23 protein-coding genes and 3 tRNA genes are annotated in these 22,278 nt (G+C 67.2%); 22 read left to right on the top strand and 4 right to left on the bottom strand.

Going from position 1 to position 22,278, the window contains the following annotated elements; all coding sequences use genetic code 11:
- Positions 1-41: 41 nt before the first annotated feature.
- Entirely contained in the window at positions 42-923 is an 882-nt protein-coding gene (locus ABD243_RS01365; protein WP_344361209.1) for an ArgP/LysG family DNA-binding transcriptional regulator, read from the bottom strand.
- Positions 924-991: 68 nt separating this feature from the next.
- Between ABD243_RS01365 and ABD243_RS01360 the strand changes: the two genes are divergently transcribed.
- From ABD243_RS01360 to ABD243_RS01290, 15 genes are all read left to right on the top strand, one after another.
- Entirely contained in the window at positions 992-1,594 is a 603-nt protein-coding gene (locus ABD243_RS01360; RefSeq protein ID WP_116765561.1) for a LysE/ArgO family amino acid transporter, read from the top strand.
- Between the two features lie 223 nt (positions 1,595-1,817).
- A tRNA-Glu gene (locus ABD243_RS01355) sits at positions 1,818-1,890 on the top strand.
- 115 nt (positions 1,891-2,005) lie between these two features.
- A tRNA-Asp gene (locus ABD243_RS01350) sits at positions 2,006-2,079 on the top strand.
- Positions 2,080-2,127: 48 nt separating this feature from the next.
- Positions 2,128-2,203, top strand: a tRNA-Phe gene (locus tag ABD243_RS01345).
- A 283-nt stretch (positions 2,204-2,486) separates the two neighbouring features.
- Positions 2,487-2,945, top strand: a complete 459-nt coding sequence (locus ABD243_RS01340) for a hypothetical protein (protein ID WP_344361206.1) — start codon at positions 2,487-2,489, stop codon at positions 2,943-2,945.
- 149 nt (positions 2,946-3,094) lie between these two features.
- The gene (locus tag ABD243_RS01335) at positions 3,095-3,595 is read left to right on the top strand and encodes an Asp23/Gls24 family envelope stress response protein (RefSeq protein ID WP_344361203.1); all 501 of its coding nucleotides are present in this window, start codon (positions 3,095-3,097) and stop codon (positions 3,593-3,595) included.
- Positions 3,592-3,783: a hypothetical protein gene (locus ABD243_RS01330; RefSeq protein ID WP_116765564.1), complete on the top strand. Its 192-nt coding sequence runs from the start codon at positions 3,592-3,594 to the stop codon at positions 3,781-3,783. Before ABD243_RS01335 ends, ABD243_RS01330 begins: the two co-directional genes overlap by 4 nt.
- On the top strand, positions 3,780-4,163 hold the full coding sequence (locus tag ABD243_RS01325) for a hypothetical protein (protein WP_116765565.1): 384 nt from the start codon (positions 3,780-3,782) through the stop codon (positions 4,161-4,163). The genes ABD243_RS01330 and ABD243_RS01325 overlap by 4 nt, the downstream gene beginning before the upstream one ends.
- A 56-nt stretch (positions 4,164-4,219) precedes the next feature.
- Positions 4,220-4,819 (top strand): DUF6286 domain-containing protein, encoded by a 600-nt coding sequence (locus tag ABD243_RS01320; protein ID WP_344361723.1) that lies wholly within the window; start codon positions 4,220-4,222, stop codon positions 4,817-4,819.
- The gene (locus ABD243_RS01315) at positions 4,816-5,427 is read left to right on the top strand and encodes an Asp23/Gls24 family envelope stress response protein (RefSeq protein WP_344361199.1); all 612 of its coding nucleotides are present in this window, start codon (positions 4,816-4,818) and stop codon (positions 5,425-5,427) included. The genes ABD243_RS01320 and ABD243_RS01315 overlap by 4 nt, the downstream gene beginning before the upstream one ends.
- 236 nt (positions 5,428-5,663) lie before the next feature.
- A complete protein-coding gene (locus ABD243_RS01310) occupies positions 5,664-6,950 on the top strand; it encodes an ABC transporter substrate-binding protein (RefSeq protein ID WP_344361197.1) in 1,287 nt (428 codons plus the stop codon).
- 7 nt (positions 6,951-6,957) lie between these two features.
- Positions 6,958-7,995 (top strand): carbohydrate ABC transporter permease, encoded by a 1,038-nt coding sequence (locus ABD243_RS01305; protein WP_116765569.1) that lies wholly within the window; start codon positions 6,958-6,960, stop codon positions 7,993-7,995.
- Entirely contained in the window at positions 7,992-8,891 is a 900-nt protein-coding gene (locus ABD243_RS01300) for a carbohydrate ABC transporter permease (protein WP_344361193.1), read from the top strand. Before ABD243_RS01305 ends, ABD243_RS01300 begins: the two co-directional genes overlap by 4 nt.
- A 26-nt stretch (positions 8,892-8,917) precedes the next feature.
- Complete coding sequence (locus ABD243_RS01295) at positions 8,918-9,172, top strand: hypothetical protein (protein ID WP_202615757.1); 255 nt, start codon at positions 8,918-8,920, stop codon at positions 9,170-9,172.
- 103 nt (positions 9,173-9,275) lie between these two features.
- Positions 9,276-10,343: a LacI family DNA-binding transcriptional regulator gene (locus ABD243_RS01290; RefSeq protein ID WP_344361188.1), complete on the top strand. Its 1,068-nt coding sequence runs from the start codon at positions 9,276-9,278 to the stop codon at positions 10,341-10,343.
- Positions 10,344-10,402: 59 nt separating this feature from the next.
- On the opposite strand, the gene ABD243_RS01285 is transcribed toward ABD243_RS01290, so the two are convergent.
- Positions 10,403-11,320: a DUF8083 family protein gene (locus ABD243_RS01285; RefSeq protein WP_344361186.1), complete on the bottom strand. Its 918-nt coding sequence runs from the start codon at positions 11,318-11,320 to the stop codon at positions 10,403-10,405.
- A gap of 31 nt (positions 11,321-11,351) precedes the next feature.
- The gene (locus ABD243_RS01280; protein WP_116765574.1) at positions 11,352-12,158 is read right to left on the bottom strand and encodes an exodeoxyribonuclease III; all 807 of its coding nucleotides are present in this window, start codon (positions 12,156-12,158) and stop codon (positions 11,352-11,354) included.
- Positions 12,159-12,290: 132 nt separating this feature from the next.
- On the opposite strand from ABD243_RS01280, the gene ABD243_RS01275 reads away from it, so the two are divergent.
- The 5 genes from ABD243_RS01275 to ABD243_RS01255 all read left to right on the top strand — a co-directional run bounded on the left by ABD243_RS01275 (position 12,291) and on the right by ABD243_RS01255 (position 17,258).
- A complete protein-coding gene (locus ABD243_RS01275) occupies positions 12,291-13,790 on the top strand; it encodes a CoA-acylating methylmalonate-semialdehyde dehydrogenase (RefSeq protein ID WP_116765575.1) in 1,500 nt (499 codons plus the stop codon).
- A complete protein-coding gene (locus tag ABD243_RS01270) occupies positions 13,790-14,863 on the top strand; it encodes an enoyl-CoA hydratase/isomerase family protein (protein ID WP_344361181.1) in 1,074 nt (357 codons plus the stop codon). Before ABD243_RS01275 ends, ABD243_RS01270 begins: the two co-directional genes overlap by 1 nt.
- Complete coding sequence (mmsB, locus tag ABD243_RS01265) at positions 14,856-15,797, top strand: 3-hydroxyisobutyrate dehydrogenase (RefSeq protein ID WP_116765577.1); 942 nt, start codon at positions 14,856-14,858, stop codon at positions 15,795-15,797. Before ABD243_RS01270 ends, mmsB begins: the two co-directional genes overlap by 8 nt.
- 76 nt (positions 15,798-15,873) lie before the next feature.
- A complete protein-coding gene (locus ABD243_RS01260; protein ID WP_116765578.1) occupies positions 15,874-16,653 on the top strand; it encodes an enoyl-CoA hydratase in 780 nt (259 codons plus the stop codon).
- Between the two features lie 20 nt (positions 16,654-16,673).
- On the top strand, positions 16,674-17,258 hold the full coding sequence (locus ABD243_RS01255) for a hypothetical protein (RefSeq protein WP_344361177.1): 585 nt from the start codon (positions 16,674-16,676) through the stop codon (positions 17,256-17,258).
- On the opposite strand, the gene ABD243_RS01250 is transcribed toward ABD243_RS01255, so the two are convergent.
- Positions 17,251-20,424 (bottom strand): bifunctional cytochrome P450/NADPH--P450 reductase, encoded by a 3,174-nt coding sequence (locus tag ABD243_RS01250; protein ID WP_344361173.1) that lies wholly within the window; start codon positions 20,422-20,424, stop codon positions 17,251-17,253. The genes ABD243_RS01255 and ABD243_RS01250 overlap by 8 nt on opposite strands.
- Positions 20,425-20,647: 223 nt before the next feature.
- Here ABD243_RS01250 and ABD243_RS01245 point away from each other — a divergent pair, with 223 nt between their 5' ends.
- Entirely contained in the window at positions 20,648-21,079 is a 432-nt protein-coding gene (locus ABD243_RS01245) for an Lrp/AsnC family transcriptional regulator (RefSeq protein ID WP_116765654.1), read from the top strand.
- Positions 21,080-21,240: 161 nt separating this feature from the next.
- A complete protein-coding gene (locus ABD243_RS01240) occupies positions 21,241-22,272 on the top strand; it encodes an ornithine cyclodeaminase (RefSeq protein ID WP_344361169.1) in 1,032 nt (343 codons plus the stop codon).
- The last annotated feature ends 6 nt before the right edge of the window (positions 22,273-22,278 follow it).

The following is a 22,278-nucleotide window of genomic DNA, read 5'->3' as shown; positions in this document are numbered from 1 at the left end:
AAAGTGCCGCCAAGGTACATGGCCCGGGACGGCAGGCGGCTTCAGCGGAGGACGCGGGCCGCCGCCTGGACCGAGCCCGCGACCTCCGTCAGCGCCGCCGAGCCGCGCCGCCATTGCTGCCAGTAGAGGGCGACGTCCACATGCGCGCCGGGAGTGAGCGTCTCGAGCGTTCCGTTCCGGAGGTCTTCGCCGATTTCGATCTCCGGGATCATCCCCCAGCCCATGCCCCAACGGATGGCATCGCCAAACTCCTGGGCGGCCGGTACGTAGTGCCGTGGTGCCTGGGGCGGTGTGCGGCTGAACCGGCGCAGCCAGCGGTCCTGCAGATCATCTTTGCGGTCGTAAACCAGGACGGGGGCCTTGGCCAGGGCCGCTGCGTTCACGCCGGAATCGAACCAGCGGCGGCTGAAGTCCGGCGCGCATACGGGCAGGTAGCGCATGATGCCGAGCTTGCGGGACGAGCACCCGGGCACGGGCGTCGCCGTAGCCGTGATCGCGGCAGCCGCGGCGCCGGCGCGCAGGAGGTCCAGCGAGTGCTCCTGGTCCTCGCGCACGATCTCCAGCTGGATGTTGTCGCTGGCCGCCGCGAGACCGGCCAGCGCCCAGGTGTGCAAGGAATCGCTGTTGATCACCAGTGTCAGGCGCGTCCGCCCCGAGAATTCCTCGGGCTGCAGCTCCTCGGCAAGGTCGGCCGACAGCAGCTCAAGCTGCCTCGCGAACCGCACCACAGCCTGGCCGGACTCCGTGAGACCGGCCGGCCGGGCCCGGGTCAGGACCGGCCTGCCGACGGCCGTCTCGAGGGCGCGGATCCGCTGGCTGACGGCCGAGGGCGTCACGGACAAGTGGGCGGCAGCGGCGTCGAAACTTCCGTGAGTGACAATGGCGGCCAGCGTCCGGGCCTGTTCAGGGGAAATGTCGATCATTAGATCATCTTATGTTCGGGAAGAAACTTTAACTGGTTTCATCCGAGCCGGACACCTACCGTGGAACGGTGATCCTTCCTCTGTTCTCCGGCCTCTCCGCCGGACTGTCCCTCATCGTTGCCATCGGCGCGCAGAACGCCTTTGTCCTCCGCCAAGGCATCCAGCGCTCGCACGTCGCCATGGTCGTGGCAGTCTGCGCAGCGTCGGACCTGGTCCTGATCCTGCTGGGCGTGGCGGGCATCGGCGTCCTCCTGGACCGGGCACCCGCCGCCCTCGTGGTGATCCGCTGGGCGGGCGCAGCGTTTCTTTTCGCCTACGGGGCGCTCGCGGCCCGGCGTGCGGTCCGGGGCGAACAGATGGACCACTCCGGAGACAGGCCGGGCGGCGCCCGGGGAGCCGTACTGGGCACCTGCCTGGCCTTCACGTGGCTGAACCCGCACGTCTACCTGGACACCGTGTTGCTGCTCGGGTCCCTCGCCGCGGCCCACGGCGAGTCCGGGCGCTGGTGGTTCGCTGCCGGGGCCGGACTCGGGAGCATCGCATGGTTCACCGCACTGGGCGCGGGGGCCCGGTTCCTGGCGCCAGTGTTCCGGCGGCGGGCGGCATGGCGGGTGCTCGACGCGGGGATCGCCGTCGTGATGATCACCCTCGCGGTGCTCCTACTGAGCTGAGCCGGCCTGCGCGCGTGAGCGGGCGGGCTTTCCCGCCAGGCGTTCCAAGGCGGACGGGCGGGCGGCGCGGCCCCCGGCGATGGCTGTTCCTGGCCGATTTTGGATAAACCGGGGGTCTGCCCTTATAGTTTTATAGTCCAGTTCGGAGGAACCCGAAAGGACAAAAACGAAAGGCTTCGGCCCTTAATTTTTGCCCAGAAGTGTTCAACCGGATGGCGTCCTGGCCCCCATCGTCTAGCGGCCTAGGACACCGCCCTTTCACGGCGGCGGCACGGGTTCGAATCCCGTTGGGGGTACGCAAGGAAGTGGTCAAACCGGATGAAAAAGTCTGGTAGGCTAAAGGCCTTGAAAAATTGCGGTAGCGATACCGCAGTGAGCAAGAAACACGCAGTACAAGCAGTAAACAAGCAAGGCCCTGTAGCGCAGTTGGTTAGCGCGCCGCCCTGTCACGGCGGAGGTCGCGGGTTCAAGTCCCGTCAGGGTCGCTCTGATTGCCAGAAGAAATTCCGGCCGTCAAGGTGACATGTCACCTAGGCTCTGTAGCTCAGTTGGTAGAGCGTTCGACTGAAAATCGAAAGGTCACCGGATCGACGCCGGTCGGAGCCACCACTGGGAAGCATCAGTTCTTTTAGAACTGGTGCTTTTCTTCTTTAACCCCACCTCACCCTCGTCGATGGGCTAGCGATTGCTCCGTAACGGCCCTTCTGGCGGGTCAAAAGGGCCGTTATGGAGCAATCGGCGCATGGGTCGGCGGGAGGCCGACGGCGGGAGCCCGTTTGCGGGCCGTTCAGGCGGGCGGGCTAGACTCGCACGCTGGGGAAAGAACACCAAGGCCGCCGGCAGCCCTTTCCGGGCGGGCGGCGCAATCTCAACCGAAAAGTGATTCTGCAAAGTGACTTCGAAGAATATTGCCCGTCCTCTCGCCGCAACCGCCCTCCTCGCCGCTCTGGCCCTCACCGGCTGCTCGGCACCGCAAGCCGCAAGCGCTCCGTCGTCCGCCGCAGACGCGGCCCCGGCGCCCGCGTCCGCCACGCCAAGCCCCACCGCGACGTCCGGACCCTTCGGCGGTTTCGCCAGCGCCGCCGAGGCGTGCACTAAGATTTCGGAGCAGGCCACCGGCGCCACCCTCCTGCCGCTGTCGGCCGCCCAGGGCAAGACGGCGGAGCTGCAACAGTCCAAGACGGAGCTGGCCGAGACCGCCGGGCGCGTTCCGGACAGCCTCAAGGCCGATTTCGCCAACCTCAAGGACGTGGCAATCGCCGGTGTCACCGACCAGACGGTGTTCTCCAGCGGAAAGCTCCAGGCCGCCATGGCGCCCGTGACCCAGTGGATCGCCACCAACTGTAAGTAGGCCCACCGGATCCGCCCTTGCCGCCGCGGTCGCCACGCACCTCCCACTTCCGGCCCTCGCGGCGGCCGGGGTAACCGGGCGCGGCAAGATTCCCCCGCACGGCCCAAGGCAGGGACTAGGGTTGTGTCAAAGAGAAGGGGGAGTGCTCCATGGAATACCAAGATTCTCAGCCGGTGGCGGGTCCCATGGCCGGCCCGGCGCCCAGCCAAGCGCCCAGTCAAGTAGCCAGTCCTGTGGACGGGCCCGCGCTGGCGGGCACCGGACGCACGGTCATTTCCGAAGCCGCCGTCGCCAAGGTCGCTGGCATCGCCGCCCGCGCGGTACCCGGTGTCTACTCACTGGGATCCGGACCGTCGCGGGCCCTCGGTGCCATTCGCGACGCCGTCGGCAGCGCCGATCACGGCGCGGGGGTCCGCGTCGAAGTCGGCGAAACGCAGGTCGCCGTGGACATCGACCTCGTCGCGGTCTACGGCACCCCCCTGCAGGCTCTCGCCGACCAGATCCGGGCGGCCGTCTACTCCGCCGTGGAGGAACTGGTGGGGCTTGAAGTGATCGAGGTAAACATCGAGATCAACGACGTCTATGTGCCCGGTCCGGCCAAACCGGCCGTCGCCGGCGAGGTCCGGCCGGTAAGGGAGGCAATCCAGTGAATCTGACGGTTGTGGGAATCGCCATGGGCGCCTTCGTGGCCTTCATGTCCTTCCAGTTCGGAGCCTGGGGCTTCCTTGGTGCGCTCTTCTTCATGGGTATCGGCGCGCTGCTGGGCCGGGCCGCAGCGGGGAAACTGGACCTGCGCAGCGTGTTTGATGCCCTCACGGGCCGGCGTTCTTCCTCATGAGCATCACGGCTGGGGCGCCGATCCGCGGCGCCGCGGTGGCCGGGCACAACCGCATCAGCACCCAGGCCCTGACGAGCGTGGCGCGGGCGGCCGCGGGTGAGGCGCTCGGCGTACCGGCCCAGGGCGTGCGTGCCGAGTGGTCGGATGATGACGGGCTGCTGGCGCTCTCGCTGGTCACGCCGATCGGGATCCCGCCCCTCACCACGGTTCTCCGGGACCCCGCGCGCGTGGCCGGGTTCGGCGGTGCCATCTGGGACCGAGCCGTCGCCGCCAAGGCCGAAATCCTGCACCGGGTCACCGCGTTGACCGGGGCACAGCTGAGTCGGGTGGACATCCGCATCAGTGGGGCCACCGTACACGGGGGAGGGCGGGTGCGTTGAGCCAGGATACCCGGGATGCCACTGTCGGCTCGGGCCCTTACGACGCCGGCGCGGTGATGGCGAGCGGAATGCCAGGCTCCGGTGCGGCCGGCATGGCACGGATCCTCAAACGGGAGACCCACTCATCGCGTGCCGTTGTCTCCGTGATGGCGGCCGCCCTGGTCATTGTGGTGTGCGGGTACGCGCTGCTTGAAACGGCGGTCCGTGCCTTCGGGCAACCGCCGTGGCTCATAGATCCGCAGACCGCGGCCGAGCGTGCCGTCGCCCTCCCGGCCGGGATTCCGCCGCTCCTGCTCGGCGTCTCCGGCGCCGTGGTGGCCATGGCGGGCCTGTTCTTCTTCCTCAATGCCGTCCTGCCGGGACGCCGTGCGCGGCACCTTCTCGCGGACCGCCGGGCCGGCGTCGTAGTCGACGATGAAGTGATCGCGGCGGCCCTGGCACGCCGGGCGCGGCTGGCCGCCAACGTGACACAGGGCCAGGTGATGGTGATCGTCTCGCGGAACCGGGTAGAGGTTAACGTCCGGCCCACCTCAGGTGTGCCGCTGCGCCCCGACGCCGTCCTTGAGGCCGTGCGGCGGGAGCTGCAGGACATGGGCCCCTCGCCCACTCCGGAAGTTCGGATCCACGTAGCCACGTCAGGGGTGGTGGGGGCATGAACAACACTCCCAGAGTCCTGAACCGCATCCTGATCGGCATCCTCGGCATCAAGCTGCTCGCCATCGGCGTCCTGCTGATGCTGCTCGCGAGCGTCCCCGCCGTCGGCGTCTGGTGGCACGAGTGGGCGGGCGGCGTCTTGAAATACTGGCTCGACCTGTTCGAACGGACGCAGTTCCCCCGCCACCAGGGGAGCTGGCTGTGGTTTGCCATCTGCGGTGCGCTCGTATTGGTGCTGGCCCTGATGGTCGCCTGGGTCGCCCAGCAGGGCAAAGGCCGGACCAGCCTGATCGCGGCCGAGGAGGACCCGGGCGGCGTCCCGGGCAATGTCGGGATCAGCGGCGGAGTGGCGGAACAGGCGCTCCGCGCGGCCCTCGCGGACCGGCCCGACCTGGCGGGAGTCACCGTTGCCGCCTACGAGATCCGGGGGGAACCTGCCCTGAAGATCCGGGTTGAGCCGCGCCAGGGCGTCGCGCCGCACGCGCTCGCCGCCGAAGTCTCCGCACTCGTGGAAGCGCTCGACGCCGTCATCGGCAAGCGCACCCCGGTCCTGATCCATATCGGCTCCGGGACGCGGTCGCGGTTTGGCCGGGCCGAGCGCGTCCGATAAGCCGCGGTGAAGTGGACGCAACATACCCGGTAGGCGCTTGAACCGGGCGTGCCGGGCGGCCGAACCGGCGGGTCGGCCGCCCCCAGGGCCGGTGGCCCCAGCGGAACTACTAAGTCTCCTTTGTATTAAGGTTTCATGTAAACGCTTGCATTCCCCGCAGACTGTTGATTACTGTGATGGTCGACACACCAACTGCACGGCCGTTTTTACCGGTACTCAGCGAGGAGCACTCCAGTATGAAAACCCGCAATTTCCTACTTCCCGTCGCCACAGCAGGCGTTTTGGCACTGACCCTTTCGGCCTGTGGCGGCGGAGGCGGCGGCAGTTCCAGCGGCGGCAGCGACGCTGCCTCGCAGGGCCTGGACGGGCGCGGTCCCATCACGTATGTCCAGGGCAAGGACAACAGCAACGTGGTCCGGCCGCTGATCGAAAAGTGGAACGCCGCCCACCCGAATGAGAAGGTCACCTTCAAGGAGCAGACCGACCAGGCGGACCAGCAGCACGACGACCTCGTCCAGCACTTCCAGGCCAAGGACGCCGGCTACGACGTTGCCAGCGTCGACGTCGTCTGGACCGCCGAATTCGCGGCCAAGGGCTGGCTGCAGCCGCTCAAGGACAAGATGGCTCTGGATACCTCGGCCATGCTGAAGCCGACCGTCGTCGCAGCGTCCTACAAGAACACGCTGTACGCGGCACCGGAATCTTCCGACGGCGGCATCCTGTACTACCGCAAGGACCTGGTTCCCACGCCCCCGAAGACCTGGGACGAGATGATGAGCATGTGCTCCATCGCCAAGGCCAACAACATGGGCTGCTACTCGGGCCAGTTCAAGAAGTATGAGGGGCTGACAGTCAACGCCTCCGAGGCGATCAACTCCGCCGGCGGGGCCGTGCTGGACGCGGACGGCAAGCCCAGCCTGCTCACCCCTGAGGCAAAGGCAGGTATGGCCAACCTGGCCAAGGCCTACGCCGACGGCAGCATCCCGAAGGAAGCCATCACCTTCCAGGAGGAGGAGAGCCGCCAGGCGTTCCAGGACGGCAAGCTGCTGTTCCTGCGCAACTGGCCCTACGTGTACAACCTGGCCACCACGGAAGGTTCATCCAAGGTCAAGGACGTCCTGGGCATGACCGCACTCCCGGGCAAGGACGGTCCGGGCGCCTCGTCCCTCGGCGGCCACAGCGCCGCGATCAGCGTCTACTCGAAGAACAAGGCCACGGCGCTGGACTTCCTGAAGTTCCTCACCACGGAAGAGACGCAGAAGTTCTTCGCCACGCAGGGTTCGCTCGCCCCGGTTCTCGGCTCGCTCTATGAAGACAAGGACCTCGTCGCCAAGCTCCCGTACCTTCCGGTCCTGAAGACCTCGATCGAGAACGCCGTGCCGCGCCCGGTCACCCCGTTCTACCCGGCCGTCACCAAGGCCATCCAGGAAAACGCGTACTCGGCCATCAAGGGCGAGAAGACCGTAGACGCTGCCCTGTCCGACATGCAGAAGTCCATCGAGTCCGCTAGCGCGGGACAGTAGGTTCATCATGGCAACTGAAGTAGGCCCGACGTCGGTCAAGGCACCGGCGTCGGGCGGTGCTCCGATCCACCACGCACCCAAGGGTGTAGGAGAGGACAACCGCATCGCGACGCAGGGGCGCTGGGCCGCCTGGCTCCTGGCGCCGACCATCCTCGCATTGTCAGTGGTGATCGTGTACCCGATCATCACCGCCATTGTGATGTCTTTCCAGAAGGACGCTGGTCTGGACCCCGCCACGGGTCTCTTCGTAGAGGGTGGCCCGGCCGGCTTCTCGAATTACTACAACTGGATTTTCCAGCAGTGCCCTGCTCCGTCCGGCGGAACCGTCGACTGCCCGCCGGGAACCCTAGGTGCGCAGTTCTGGTCCGCCACCGCCACCACGTTCTTCTTCACCATCGTCACGGTGGCACTGGAGACCGTGCTCGGCTTCTGGATGGCCGTCATCATGGCACGGGCCTTCCGCGGCCGCAGCCTGGTCCGCGCAGCCGTCCTGGTGCCGTGGGCCATCCCCACCGCCGTTACGGCCAAGCTGTGGCTGTTCATCTTCGCCTTCGAAGGCATCGGCAACAAACTCTTCAACACGTCCATCCTGTGGACCGGCAGCGAATGGCCGGCGAGGTGGGCCGTGATCATCGCCGACGTCTGGAAAACCACTCCCTTCATGGCGCTGCTGATTCTGGCCGGCCTGCAGATGATTCCCGCGGAAGTGTACGAGGCGGCCAAGGTCGACGGCGCCTCCGCCTGGCAGCGTTTCCGGATGATCACCCTGCCGCTGGTGAAGCCGGCGCTCATGGTGGCTATCCTGTTCCGCACCCTGGACGCGCTGCGCATGTTCGACCTCCCGTACATCCTGACGGGCGGAGCCAACAACACCACCACGCTGTCCATCCTGGTGATCAACCAGATCAGGCAGGGCTTCAACGCGGCGGCGGCTTTGTCCACCATCACATTCATCATCATCTTTCTGGTGGCCTTCATCTTTGTACGCTTCCTCGGGGCGAACGTGGTGGAGCAGCAGACCGGCGCAGGTAAGGGGAAGAAATGACCGCCGCGACGACCGCCGCAACCGAGCTGCGCGCAGAGCAGGACCGGGGCCGGAAGACCGCGCAGAACCGCGAGAAGTGGGCCCAGGGACGGACCTACATCAGTGCGGTTGTGATCCTCATCTGGTGCCTGGCCCCGGCTTACTGGATGGTAGTGACGGCGTTCCGCGACGTCGGCTACACCTACGACACCTCGATCCTGCCCACCCACGTGACGCTGGACAACTTCAAGACCGCATTCGACACCTCGTTCGGCAACCACTTCGGCCAAGCCCTGCTCAACAGCTTGTTCATCGGTTCCGTCGTGACCGTGGTGTCGCTGCTGATCGGCGTGTTCGCCGCGTACGCGCTGGCACGGCTGAACTTCAAGTTCAAGTACCTCGTGCTGGGCTTCATCCTGGGGGCCTCCATGTTCCCCGGCGTCGCTCTCATCACGCCGCTGTTCCAGCTCTTCACCAACATCGGCTGGATGGGCACCTACCAGGCCCTGATCATCCCGAACATCTCGTTCGTGCTGCCGCTGACCGTCTACACCATGACGTCCTTCTTCCGGGAGATGCCGTGGGAGCTCGAGGAGTCGGCGAGGGTGGACGGCTGCACACAGGGGCAGGCCTTCCGGAGGGTCATCATGCCGCTGGCCGCGCCGGCGATCTTCACGACCGCCATCCTGGCGTTCATCTCCTCGTGGAATGAATTCCTGATCGCCAGCCAGCTCTCGAGCGACGCAACGCAGCCCGTTACTGTGGCCATCGCCAGCTTCGCCGGCGCCCAGCCCAACCAGATCCCGTACACCGCGATCATGGCGGCGGGCACCATCGTGACCATCCCCTTGGTCATCCTGGTGCTGGTGTTCCAGCGCAAGATCGTGGCCGGCCTGACCGCCGGCGCCGTCAAGTGAGGATGGCCTCGAGTGAGGGCGGCGTCGTGACAGACGAGCAGAACCAGGGCCATGTGCCGGCATCGCGTCGCAAGGTGCGTTCCGGCGAGGACTTCGACATCATCATCGGGTTCCTCGGCTTCTGGGCCCTGGTTCTGCTAGTAGTCACCGTCTGGATGGAGGTGACCGCCCAGGACGCCCTCGGCTGGGCCCTGGGCCTGCTCGTCGCACTGCTGGCCCTCTACGGGATGATCCGGCTGCGCCGGCGCCTGCCGCGCCGGACAGCCAGCAGGCGCGGCTAGGCTGCGAGGCCAGCACTTTTATTCAACTGCCGCGGGGGAGGCGGGGCACAGCACGTCTGCGGACAGCCGTCAGGATCCACGGACCGTCAGTAAGGGGACACAAGTGGCACGGGTAGAACGGGCGCAGCGCGGCGGCCACTCCGGCGTCAGCATCGAGGACGTCGCTGCCGCCGCCGGCGTCTCCACGGCTACGGTCTCCCGGGCCGTCCGCGGACTGCCCCGCGTTTCCCCGGCGACGCGGGAGAAGATCCTCGGCATCGCCGAATCCCTGGGCTATGTTGCCTCGTCCTCGGCGTCCGGCCTGGCGACAGGCCGGACCAAGACCATCGGTGTGCTGGCCCCGTTCGTCAGCCGCTGGTTCTTCTCCAAGGCCATCGAGGGCGCAGACCGCGAGCTGCACGCCCGCCAGTACAACCTCTCGCTCTTCAACCTCGGCGGCCACGGCAGCCACCGTGAGCGGCTCTTCAGCAAGACCATGGTCTACAAACAGATCGACGCCCTGCTTGTCCTTTGTATGGCGCTCACCCATGAGGAAATCGAGCACCTGCAGAAGATCGATATCCCGCTCGTGGTCGTGGGCGGGCACGTCGAGGAATGCCCCTACATCGGCATCGACGACTACGCCGCGGCGGCCACCGCGGTCCGGCACCTGATCGGGCTCGGCCACACCGATATCGCGCTCCTGCACGGCGACGACGAAACCGACCTCAACTTCGACGTCCCCCGGGTCCGGATCCAGGCCTTCCAGGACGTCATGCGCGAAGCGCGGCTGCCTGTTCGGCCGGAATGGGACGAGTGGGGGGACTTTACCGTTCGCAGCGGCCAGGAGGCGTTCCGGCGCCTGTGGGCCCGGAGCGGACCCAAGCCCACCGCAATCTTCTGCGCCTCGGACGAGATGGCCATGGGCGTCATCTTCGAGGCCAACAAGGCCGGGGTGCAGGTGCCGGAGCAATTGTCCGTCATCGGCATCGACGACCACGACTTCGCCGAGGCCATGGGGCTCACGACGGTGGGGCAGCAACCGGACGAACAGGCCGAACTCGCCACCAAGATGCTGCTGGACGAACTCGACGGAATCGCCGGGGCCGTGCAGTCCACGGTCGCGCCGCACCGCCTGATCGTGCGGAGGACGACGGCGCCGTCGCACCGCCGGCCGGAGCCGTCCGCCTAGCGCCGTCTGCCTAGTGTTGTCCGCCTAGCGCCGTCCGGCACGGCGGCCGTCCCTCGGATCTAGGACGCGCGGGCCAGTTGCCGGATCGGCACCCAGCGCGAGGCCAGCCGTCGGTAGGCCGCGGCGGCCCCGGTCATGTCGCCTTCCGCCAGGCACTCGATGCCCAGGCGCACGTCCAACGGCGAATCGTCCGGGTAGACCTTGTCGGCCACAGCGCCGTAATCGAGTTCCACGACGGAATCCGGGTGGAAGAGCTCAAGCCACTCCGTGAGCTGGGTCAGGTCCTCGAGCATGTCGAGATCGGGCGCGGCCATGGCCAGATGCGCCACCGCATAACTCACGCGCTCCAGCGCCTTGCCGATGCCGACGCGGATACGGACCGTGACAATGTGACCCTCGGACTCCACGACGTCGGTGGGGTCCGATTCCTGGAAAAGGCAGAACCAGCTGAACGGGATACCCCACGTGGACGCCCGGGTGTGGACCCGGCTCACACCATCGTGGGCCCGCACCTCATCAATGCGCTCCTGATGCTTGTCCCGCTGCTCCTCCGGAATCAGGAGCTGGGCCAGGGGCCCGTGGATGCCTTCCATCAGCGCATTGGCCGCCAGCCCCGCGCGCAGGACCAGCTGGCTGGGGCAATACAACAGCCGGTCGGCCTGGTCCGCCGTGGCCGTGCCGCTGCCGGACTCCGCGGCGTCGTGCGCTGCACCGGCCGAGGCCTGCTTGGCCGGGGCCGGGACAACGCGCACGAGGTCGGTCCGGCCGGTGGGAAACGGATCCCCGTCGGGACGGGTGATCCGGCCCAGGGACGCCATCAGCTCGGCGTTCTCCACGGCGGCGCGCGATCCCTGCCCGGCGCCGGCTGCCCGCAGGGTTTCCTGCTGCTGCGCGGGGAATGCCTCGAGGGGCTCGTAGATCCGGAGCGCGGACGAGAACGGCAGTCCGGCCTGTCCGCGGTAGATGTTCCCCGTCATTGGATCACGACGCTTCCCTCGGCGGCAGCCATCAGTCCGCCAGTTCCGCAATCACCGGGGCGTGGTCCGAGGCGCCCTTGCCCTTGCGTTCCTCGCGGTCGATCATCGCACCGGTCACCCGGGCTGCCAGCGCCGGGGAGGCCAGGATGAAATCGATCCGCATCCCTTCCTTTTTCGGGAAGCGGAGCTGCGTGTAATCCCAGTAGGTGTAGACACCGGGCCCCGGGGCGTGCGGGCGGACCACGTCCTGGAAGCCCGCCTCCTCAAAAGCATGGAAGGCGGCGCGCTCGGGCTCGCTGACGTGGGTGAGGCCCTCGGAGCGGAAGTAGTCGATGTCCCAGACGTCCTCATCCAGAGGCGCAATATTGAAGTCGCCCATCAGCGCAATCTGTGCCTGGGGGTCGTCCTTGACCCAGGTTCCGGCATGGTTTTTCAGTGTGTCCAGCCAGTTGAGCTTGTAGGGCATGTGTTCGTCGTCGAGGGCGCGCCCGTTGGGGACGTAGAGGCTCCAGACCCGGACGCCGCCGCAGGTGGCGCCGATGGCCCGGGCCTCCTGCACGGCGTCCTTGCCGTTCTTGCCGAACACCGGCTGGTCCAGGAAGGTGCGTTCGACGTCGTCGAGCCCCACCCGGGAGGCAATGGCGACGCCGTTCCACTGGCTCAGGCCAAAGTGCGCCACCTCGTAGCCCAGGTTCTCGAAGAGCTCCCATGGGAAGTTCTCGTCCTTGCACTTCGTTTCCTGAATGGCCAGGACGTCACAGTCAGTGCGCTGAAGCCAAGCCTCCACGCGGTCGGCGCGGGCACGGAGCGAGTTCACATTCCAGGTAGCAATCTTCACAGTCCCTAACTTACCGAACTTGGCCCGCGGACGAAGCGGCCGCCTCCCACCGGTCCTCTGGAAATTAGTAGGAAGTCCGAGTATATTCGGCTGGAGAGATGATCTAGGTCACATGCAAAGGAGCATTCGGTCATGGTTCGAGAGCTATCCCATTACATTGACGGGCAGCGGGTGGACGGCACCTCCGGCCGGTTCAGCGATGTGTACGATCCCTGCACCGGCGAGGTCCAGGCCCGGTTGCCGCTTGCCAGCGCCGAGGAGGTGGGCAACGTCATTGCCAGCGCGGAGAAGGGTCAGTTGGCATGGGCCGCCATGAATCCGCAGCGGCGCGGCCGGATCCTGCTCAAGTTCGTGGACCTGGTCAACCAGAACATGGACGAGCTCGCCACCCTGCTGTCCTCCGAACACGGCAAGACCTTCCTCGACGCCAAGGGTGACATCCAGCGAGGCATCGAAGTCGTGGAATTCGCTGCCGGCGCCCCGCACCTGCTCAAGGGCGAGTTCTCGGACAGCGCCGGGACCGGCGTCGACGTGCACTCGATGCGGCAGCCCCTCGGCGTCGTCGCCGGCATCACGCCGTTCAACTTCCCGGCCATGATCCCGCTCTGGAAGTCCGGCCCGGCCCTCGCCGCCGGCAACGCCTTCATCCTCAAGCCCTCCGAGCGGGACCCCTCCGTGCCGCTCCGGCTGGCCGAGCTCTTCACCGAGGCGGGCCTGCCCGACGGCGTCTTCAACGTGGTCAACGGGGACAAGGAAGCGGTGGATGCGCTGCTCGCGGATCCCCGCGTCCAGGCCATCGGGTTCGTCGGCTCCACGCCCATTGCCCAGTACATCTACGCGACCGCCGCGGCGAACGGCAAGCGCGCCCAGTGCTTCGGCGGGGCCAAGAACCACATGGTGATCATGCCGGACGCGGACCTGGACATGGCCGCGGACGCCCTCATCGGGGCAGGCTTCGGCTCCGCGGGCGAGCGCTGCATGGCGATTTCGGTGGCCGTCCCGGTCGGCCGGAAAACCGCCGATGCCCTCGTGGCGAAGCTGCAGGAGCGCATCGCCGTGCTCAAGGTCGGCCACAGCCTGGCCAAGGATTCCGACTTCGGCCCCGTCGTGGCGGCCTCCGCCAAGGAGCGGATCGAAGGCTACATCGCCTCCGGCGTCGAGGAGGGGGCCAGCCTCGTCACTGACGGACGCGGCCTGAAGGTAGAGGGCTACGACAACGGCTTCTGGGTGGGTCCCACACTGTTCGACAACGTCACGAAGGACATGAAGATCTACAAGGAAGAGATCTTCGGCCCGGTGCTCAGCGTGCTTCGCGCGGAGGACTACGACGAGGCGCTGCGCCTGTGCAGCGAGCACGAGTTCGGCAACGGCGTGGCCATCTTCACCCGCGATGGCGATGCCGCCCGCGACTTCGCCAGCCGGGTCCAGGTGGGCATGGTGGGCATCAACGTTCCCATCCCGGTGCCGATCGCCTACTACACCTTCGGCGGCTGGAAAGCCTCCGGTTTCGGCGACCTCAACCAGCACGGCGCCGACGCCTTCCGCTTCTACACGAAGACCAAGACGGTCACCACCCGCTGGCCCTCCGGCATTCGCACGGGCGCCAGCTTCGTCATGCCGGAAGGCAGCTGATGGTGGACCAGGGGGCCGACGAGACTGCCGACGTCCTGTTCGAGCGCCGCGGCCGCCTGGGCGTCGTGACGCTGAACCGGCCCAAGGCCGTCAACGCGCTCACCGCCGGAATGACTGCCGCGATGCTGGACCAGCTCACGGTCTGGGCCGACGACGACGCCGTCGCGGCGGTGCTGGTCCGGGGCGGCGGCGACCGGGGCCTGTGTGCGGGCGGCGACATCGTGGCCATCTACCGGGACATGCTCGACGGCGGCGATGCCACCGCGGACTTCTGGGCTGTGGAATACCGGCTGAACCTGCTCATCGCCGAGTACCCCAAGCCCTACGTCGCCTTCATGGACGGGCTGGTTCTCGGCGGCGGGGTGGGCATCTCCGCGCACGGTTCGGTGCGGATCGTCACCGAACGCACCCGCTCGGGCATGCCGGAAACGACCATCGGGTTCGTGCCCGACGTCGGCGGCACCCTGCTGCTGTCCCGCGCACCGGGGGAGACCGGCACGCACGCGGCCCTAACCGGCGGCCACCTGAGCGGGGCGGACGCGCTGTTCCTGGGCCTTGCAGACCACTTCGTGCCTTCGGCCCGGCTGCCGGAGCTGGCGGCGGCGCTCGAAACCGAACCGGCGGACGCTGTCGTCGCACGGTTCGCCGAACCGGCGCCCCAGTCAGTTCTCGCCGGACAGCGCGGGTGGATCGACGCCTGCTACTCCAGTGACGACGCCGGGGAGATCGTTCGCCGGCTGCGCACTATTGGGGGAGAAGCAGCCGACGAGGCCGCGGACACGATCACCGCCAAATCACCGACGGCCGTGAAAGTGGCGCTGGCATCCCTGCGCCGGGTCCGCGGGCTGAGCCTGGCGGAGGCCTTGGAACAGGAGTACCGGGTCGGTCTGCGGTTCCTTGCCGGCCCCGACTTCCGCGAGGGCATCCGGGCGCAGGTGGTGGACAAGGACCGCACGCCACACTGGCAGCCCGCCACCCTCGCAGACGTGACGAACGAGGACGTCGAGTCCTATTTTGCGCCGCTGGGCGACCGTGAACTGAAGCTCTCTTCAAAGGAGAAGAACAATGCCTGAGACCACACCACGGGAAGGCCGGATCGCTTTCCTCGGGCTCGGCCACATGGGCGGCCCGATGGCCGTTAACCTGGTCAAGGCCGGTTACGGCGTGACCGGGTTCGACGTCGTCCCGGCGGCCCTGGACGCCGCCCGGGAACACGGCATTCCGACCGCCGGGACGGCCGTCGAGGCCGCGGCGGGGGCCGCCGTCGTGCTGACCATGCTGCCCAGCGGGCAGCACCTGCTCGACGCCTACCGGGGCACCGGCGGCCAGCCCGGTCTGCTGGAGGCCGCGGCGCCGGGCACCATGTTCCTTGACTGCTCCACCATTAACGTGGACGAGGCCCGCGAGGCCGCGGAGCTCGCGGTCGCGGCCGGGCACCACGCCGTCGACGCCCCCGTCTCCGGAGGTGTGGTGGGCGCCGAGGCCGGCACGCTCACGTTCATGGTCGGTGCCCTCCCTGAAGATTTCGAGGCCGTCAAGCCGCTGCTGGACGTCATGGGCAAGCGTGTGGTCCACTGCGGCGGGCACGGTGCCGGCCAGGCGGCCAAGATCTGCAACAACATGATCCTGGGCGTCTCGATGATCGCTGTCAGCGAGGCCTTTGTGCTGGGCGAGAAGCTCGGGCTGACCCATCAGGCGCTGTTCGACGTCGCCTCCGCAGCCTCGGGACAGTGCTGGGCGCTGACCACCAATTGCCCCGTGCCGGGGCCGGTCCCGACGAGCCCCGCCAACCGGGACTACCAGCCCGGATTCGCGGGGGCACTGATGGCCAAGGACCTCAAACTGGCGCTCAACGCGCTCCAGAGCACCGGCGTCGCGGCCCGCCTGGGCCCGCTCGCCTCCGAAATTTACGATACCTTTGCCGCGGAGGGCGGTGCCGGGCGGGACTTCTCCGGCATCATCACCGACATCCGCGACAAATCAGAATCCGGCGCGTCCGGGCACTAGTCCCGGGCGGCAGCAGCATCTGGAGCCAGACAGGCTCAGGGCCACGCAGGCTCAGAACCAGCTAAGGGGAACACGCATGACGGAACAGTACGCGAACATCCTGGTGGAGCGCCGCGGCCGCGTGGGCCTCGTGACGCTCAACCGGCCGGAGGCCCTGAACGCCCTCAACAAGGCCACGATGGACGAGCTCGTGAAGGCCGTCACCGCGATGGACAAGGACCCGGACGTGGGAGCGGTGGTGGTGACCGGCTCCGCCAAGGCCTTCGCCGCCGGCGCGGACATCAAGGAAATGCAGTCCAAGGGCTACATGGACATGTACGCGGCGGACTGGTTCCGCGGCTGGGAGGACTTCACCCGGCTCCGGATCCCCGTGGTCGCGGCCGTGTCCGGGTTCGCCCTCGGCGGCGGCTGTGAACTGGCCATGATGTGCGATTTCATCATTGCCGGGGACAACGCCAAGTTCGGCCAGCCGGAAATCAACCTCGGCGTCCTCCCGGGCATGGGCGGCTCGCAGCGCCTCACCCGCGCGGTGGGCAAATCCAAAGCGATGGACATGATCCTGACCGGGCGGTTCATGGGCGCCGAGGAAGCCGAACGTGCCGGACTGGTGTCCCGGGTGGTCCCGGCCGCCGACGTCGTCGAGGAGGCACTGAAGGCCGCCACGGTGATCGCCTCCAAGTCCAAGCCCGTGGCGATGGTGGCCAAGGAAGCCGTGAACGCGGCCTTCGAGACCGGCCTGGCCCAGGGCGTGCTGTTCGAGCGGCGCGTGTTCCACTCGCTGTTCGCCACCGAGGACCAGAAAGAGGGCATGGCGGCCTTCACTGAGAAGCGGCAGCCGGAGTTCAACCACCGCTAAGCGCTGGCAGGAAGGCACGCATGAACACCGGATTCCTGGGAGTCGGTCCGTCCCCGGACGAGGTCCGGGCCCTCGTGCCGGGCGATGCGCTGGTCCCCGCCCCGGACGTTGTGATGGACCGAGCCTTCGACCTGCCGGCCCCGCCCGAGACCGTCTGGCCGTGGATCGTCCAGCTGGGCAAGGAACGTTCCGGCTGGTACCTGCCCGGCTGGGCGGAAGCGCTGATCCCCGCCAGGCGCAGGGCCCTCCGGACCGTTGACCCGGAGCTGCAGGACCTCAGCGTGGGAGACGTCATTGCCGACTGGGGCGTCCCCGGGGCCACCTTCGAGATTGTGGCCGTGGACCCGCCACTGGTCCTGGTGCACCGTTCGCAACGCGGCGCGCTGGCAGTCAGCTGGGCGATCGTGCTGCGGCCGGCGCCGGGCATTGGACCGCAGCCGAGTGACGGTCCGGGCGCCCGGACCGGGACCCGGGTACATCTCCGGCTCCGGCTCGCCGGGGTCAAACGCCGCCGTCTCGTGAAAATTGGCGGCGGCCTGTTCGACCTCCTGACCATAGCCGGACTCGCAGCCGGGCTGCGGGAGCGGCTGCGCATCATCAGGTGAAGATGTCGGCCACGTACCTGCCGTGGGTGCGTTCGACCTCATCCATCCACGCCTCGGCGTCCGCCAGGGAGGCACCGGTGGCCTCACGGTAGATCTGCACGCACGTCTCGCGCACCTGCGGCGCCATGTGCTTGCCGTCGCCGCAGACGTAGACCGTGGCGCCCTGTTTGACCAGCTCGACGACGTCTGCCCGGTCGGCCCAGAGCCGGTCCTGGACGTATTTCATGCCGTCTTCGGGTGCGGTGGAAAAGACCGGCCGGAGGTCCAGGTTAGCTTCGTCCGCCCACGCCGCAAGTTCGTCGTGATACAGGAAATCCGTGTCCGGGGCGCGGCAGCCGAAGAACAGCAGGGCGGGTGCCGGCGCCGAACCGTCGGCCTGGGCCCGCAGCGCCCGGTCCTGGATGAAGCCGCGGAACGGCGCCAGCCCGGTCCCGGCGCAGACCATGATGAGCGGGACCGCCAAGGATGCGGGCGGGTGGAAGGCCGCATTCGAGGGACGGACGGTCACCGCGATCCGTGACCCCGGCCTGGCCTGGGCGAGATAGGTCGAGGAGGCGCCTTCGAAGACGCCTCGACCCGACCAGGCGGGCGCCTGGACGACGGCGAACGTCAGGGTCGCGTGGTCGGGGCTCCACAGCGGGGACGAGGAAATGGAATACCGCCGGGGTGTCAGCTGGGTCAGCAGCTGCAGAAACGAGGTGAACGACAGCTGGCACGACGGATACGTTTCCAGCAGATCCAGGAGGGAGACGCGCTTGTCGAGGATCTCGGCCGCATGGCGCTCGCGGTCCTGTGCCAGGGCCTCAAGTTCCCTGCGGTGTGCCGGATCCGCCGCGACATCGGCCAGGTCCTCGAGCTGCGTGCGCGTGGCCGGGACCGCCAGCTCGACGTAGCTGCTCAGCAGTTCGCCCACGGCCACAGGCGCGCCGGTGGGCAGGAACGTGTCTCCGCGCTCCATGCTCAAGAGAACGTGCGAGTCGTAGTCGAGGTTGAAGCGGGCCAGCGCCCGCTGGACGAGTCCGCTGGGATTCAGCGGCAGCACGGCCAGATAGTCACCGGTCCGGTAGCTCATCCCTTCGGGCAGTGCGATCTCGACATGCCGCTTGGACCGGGCGCCGGGCTTGGCCAGATCGACCAGCTCCCGGTTGGCGACGACGGTGCCGAGGGCGAGGCCGTTCTGGCGCAGCAGCGGGTCCCGGACGTTGCCCACGAACTGAAGTTCAAGCTGGGGCTGCGCGGCCGGTGGGCTGGTCCGCTGCCCGAGGGCGGCGTCGACGGCGGGCCAGAATCCCGCATACCACTCGTCGAAATCGCCGAAGAAGTCGCCGCGGGCGTTGGCCTCGCCCCGGGGATAGATCCGCACGGCGCCGGCGGCCTCGAGCCGGGAATCGATGGCCTTGGGCACCTGCTGGTATGTTCGCGCCCAGTCCTTGTTGCCGTTGCCGAAGACCGTGTACCGCACCCCGGTGAGGCTGCCCGGCGGCAGGCCTTCGGTCCAGGCCAGGAATTTCCGGGCGTTGTCCGGCGGCTGCCCCTCGTAGGAGGAGGCCACGATCGCGACGAGCCCCTCCGTCGGCAGTCCGCCGGCTGCCTCGTCAAGCGGGCCGATGGTGGGGCTGTAGCCGCGCCGTCCGGCGTCGTTGGCAATGCGCTGGGCGAAGTCCTGGGAGGTGCCGGCGTTCGAACCGTAGAGCACCCGGATCGGGATGCCGTTGGGGGCGGCGCTCGGTGTTTCCGCCTGCCGGGCATGTTCGACGGCGGCATGGCTGGCGGCGTCGATCCGGACGTCCCGCCGGCGCACATGGATGAACAGCCCTTCCGGCTTCATCGTCAGCGTGTGCTTGATCTGCAGTTCATAGCCCGGGTCCGCCGGGGTGATGTCGAAGCGCTGCAGGAGTTTGGCCAGGAATAGCATGGCCTCCTGCAGGGCAAAGCCCCGCCCGATGCAGGAGCGCTGCCCGTTGCCGAACGGCTTCCAGGCATTGGCCGGGATGGTCGCGGCCCGCTCGGGCGAGAACCGCTCCGGGTCGAAGATGTCGGCGTCCTCGCCCCACGCCGCCTTGTCCCGGTGCAGCCGCGGGAGCAGGACCATGATGGGCTGCCCCGCGGGGACGTCGTAGCGTCCGCCCAGCGTCGTGTCTTCGAACGGGGCCACGTTGAACGCGGGGGCGGTGGGCCAAAGCCGGAGGGTTTCCTTGAGGACCTGGTCCAGGTATCCCAGCCGGGGCAGGTGCTCGAACCTGGCGCTTTCGGTGCCCAGGACCTCGTCCACCACGGCGTGCGCCTTGGCCAGGACTGCCGGATGCCGCATCAGCTCGTAGAGGGTGAAGGACAGCAGGCCGCTGGTGGTTTCATGGCCGGCGATGAGGAAGGTGACCATCTGGTAGCGGATGTTCTCATCGGACAGCCGCTCGCCGGTCACCGGGTCAGCGGCGTTGAGCATGGTGTCGACGATATCCTCGCTGCCCGCAGGGCTGGGATTGCGCCGCCGGTCGCTGATCATCTGCTCGGCGACCTCGAACATTAGAGCATTGTCTTCCTCGAGCTGGTGCCGCCGGCGCAGCATGATCTTGTTCTGCACCGGGAGCCTGCGGGCCCGGTCCCCGGATTCGACCAGGGCACGGACCATGGCCCCGACGAAGGGATGCATCTCCTCCCGGTAGAGACTGTTGAACCGGTATTTGAACGAGCACAGGGCGATCGTGTCCAGCGTCAGGCGGGTGGTGTTGTCCGGAACATCGATCCGGGCCGTGGGGCCGAGCCGTTCCCACTTGAGCAGCAGCTGCTCGACGATGTCGTCCATGCCCACGAACATCCGCTTCAGCGCCGCCGGTCCGAACGCCGGCATCAGGATCCGGTGCGCCTTTTGCCAGTTGGGCTCCCGTGTTTCCGCGGTGAACAAGCCATCGCCGGCGAATTGCCGCACCTCCCGGAGCGCGACGCCGAGCACCTTGCCAAAGCGGGATTCGTCGCACACTTCGTTGACGAGCTCCTGGGAGGAGAGAGCGATGATGCTGCGGTTGAAGAACTGGATGCGGACGATGGGGCCGTACTGCTCGGCCACCTCGACCAGCCCCAGAATGCCCTTGCTGGAGTCGATATCGGGCAAGTTGCCGACTACCGGCCGCGGGGGAGGCTGCGGTATGGGGACGGTAGCTGAAGGCATGGGCCCTCCTAAGCGGTCGCCGATATGACGCTTGTGAGCACTGATGGCTGCCGGACCGGACGGGACCGGCCTGCCCGGATCCACGATACTCCGCTCGGATCCCGGGCAATAGGGGCGATAGGTCGGGACCGAGGTGTGGGCGATATGCCGACGCAACGGTCGGGGGCTTCACTTTTCATTGATGGAAGTCGCAAAATAGTGAGGCTCGACGTACATTATGACAATGACCGCCCTTGATGATCTTGACCGCCGGCTCCTTTCTGCCCTCCGTGAGGACGGCAGGGCCTCGGTGGCCAGCCTGGCGCGCCGGCTAGACGTTGCTCGGGCCACCGTCAACAGCCGGCTGGAGCGGCTTGTGGCATCCGGGACCATCGTCGGATTCACGGTCCGAGTCCGCGATGAACTCGACCCGCTGGCGATCCGCGCCGTTGCCTTGATTGCTGTGGAAGGCAGGACGACAGACAGGGTTATCCGCCAGCTCAGGGGCTTTCCCGAGATCACGGCACTGCACACCACCAACGGAGGGTGGGACCTTGTTGCTGAGCTCCGCACCGAGAGTCTTGTCGAATTCGACCAAGTCCTGGGCCGGATCCGCGGCGTGGACGGCGTTGTCAACAGCGAAACGAGCCTCCTGCTGAGTTCCGTGCTGCGCTAGGGATCACGGGGCCCAGAGGATCCAGCCAGCAAAATATGCAACCAGCGTCGTCATTATGATTAGTTGCACAACAAAAAGCTTGCTGTTTGGCAATTGAGACTGCATATCGCCGAATCCTAGAGTTGTGGCATCAGCAACTAACTAGAGAATGAGGAGGCGCGATGACGCGCTTTGTCGATGTCCACAACATGGTGCGCTGGGCAGCCGGACGCGGACCGGAGACCATCATTTCCGGCATGATCGAGTACGTTGAGAACGACTTCCGGCGCTGGGAGTCGTTCGACAAGACTCCCCGGATCGCCAGCCACACGCCGTTCGGCGTCATCGAACTCATGCCCACGAGCGATCACGAGACCTATGGTTTCAAGTACGTCAACGGCCACCCGTCCAACCCCGCGCGCGGTTTCCAGACCGTGACAGCGTTTGGCGTCCTGGCCGACGTCCACAACGGCTATCCCACATTCCTCACCGAGATGACAGTCCTGACAGCGCTGCGCACCGCGGCGACGTCCGGCATGGTGGCCAAGAAGCTCGCCCGTGCCGGCTCGCGCGTCATGGCGATGATCGGCAGCGGAAGCCAGTCCGAGTTCCAGGCCCTCGCGTTCCGGAGTGCCCTGGGGATCTCAACCCTCCGGGTCTGGGACACGGATCCCGCCGCGCTCAAGAAGTTCGTGGCCAATATGGCGCCGCTGGGCTTCGACATCACAATCGCCACATCCGCGGCGGATGCGGTGCGTGGAGCCGATGTCATCACCACGTGCACCGCGGACAAAGCCAACGCCACCATCCTCACGGCAGACCTGATTGAACCGGGCGTCCACATCAATGCCATCGGCGGGGACTGCCCCGGGAAGACCGAGCTTGAACCGGCGATCCTCGGACTCGGCGACGTGTTCGTCGAATACGCCCCCCAGACCCGGATCGAAGGGGAGATCCAGCACATGCCGGCCGACTTCCGCGTCACGGAGTTCTGGCAGGTCCTGACCGACAAAGCACCCGGACGAACCGACGATGCACAGGTCACCATCTTCGACTCGGTCGGCTTTGCCATTGAGGACTTTTCCGCCCTGCGGTTCGTGCGCGACGCCGTCGCCGGCACCGATTTCTTTGTGGAGATCGACCTCGTTGCCAGCCCGGAGGACCCGAAGAACTTGTTCGGCCTCGTGGGCGCCCTTTCCCCGGTTGGCTCGTAAGCCTGC

The sequence above is a fragment of the Arthrobacter humicola genome, from assembly GCF_039531445.1.
GTDB lineage: Bacteria > Actinomycetota > Actinomycetes > Actinomycetales > Micrococcaceae > Arthrobacter > Arthrobacter humicola.
This window is presented reverse-complemented; position numbering and strand designations above follow the sequence as displayed.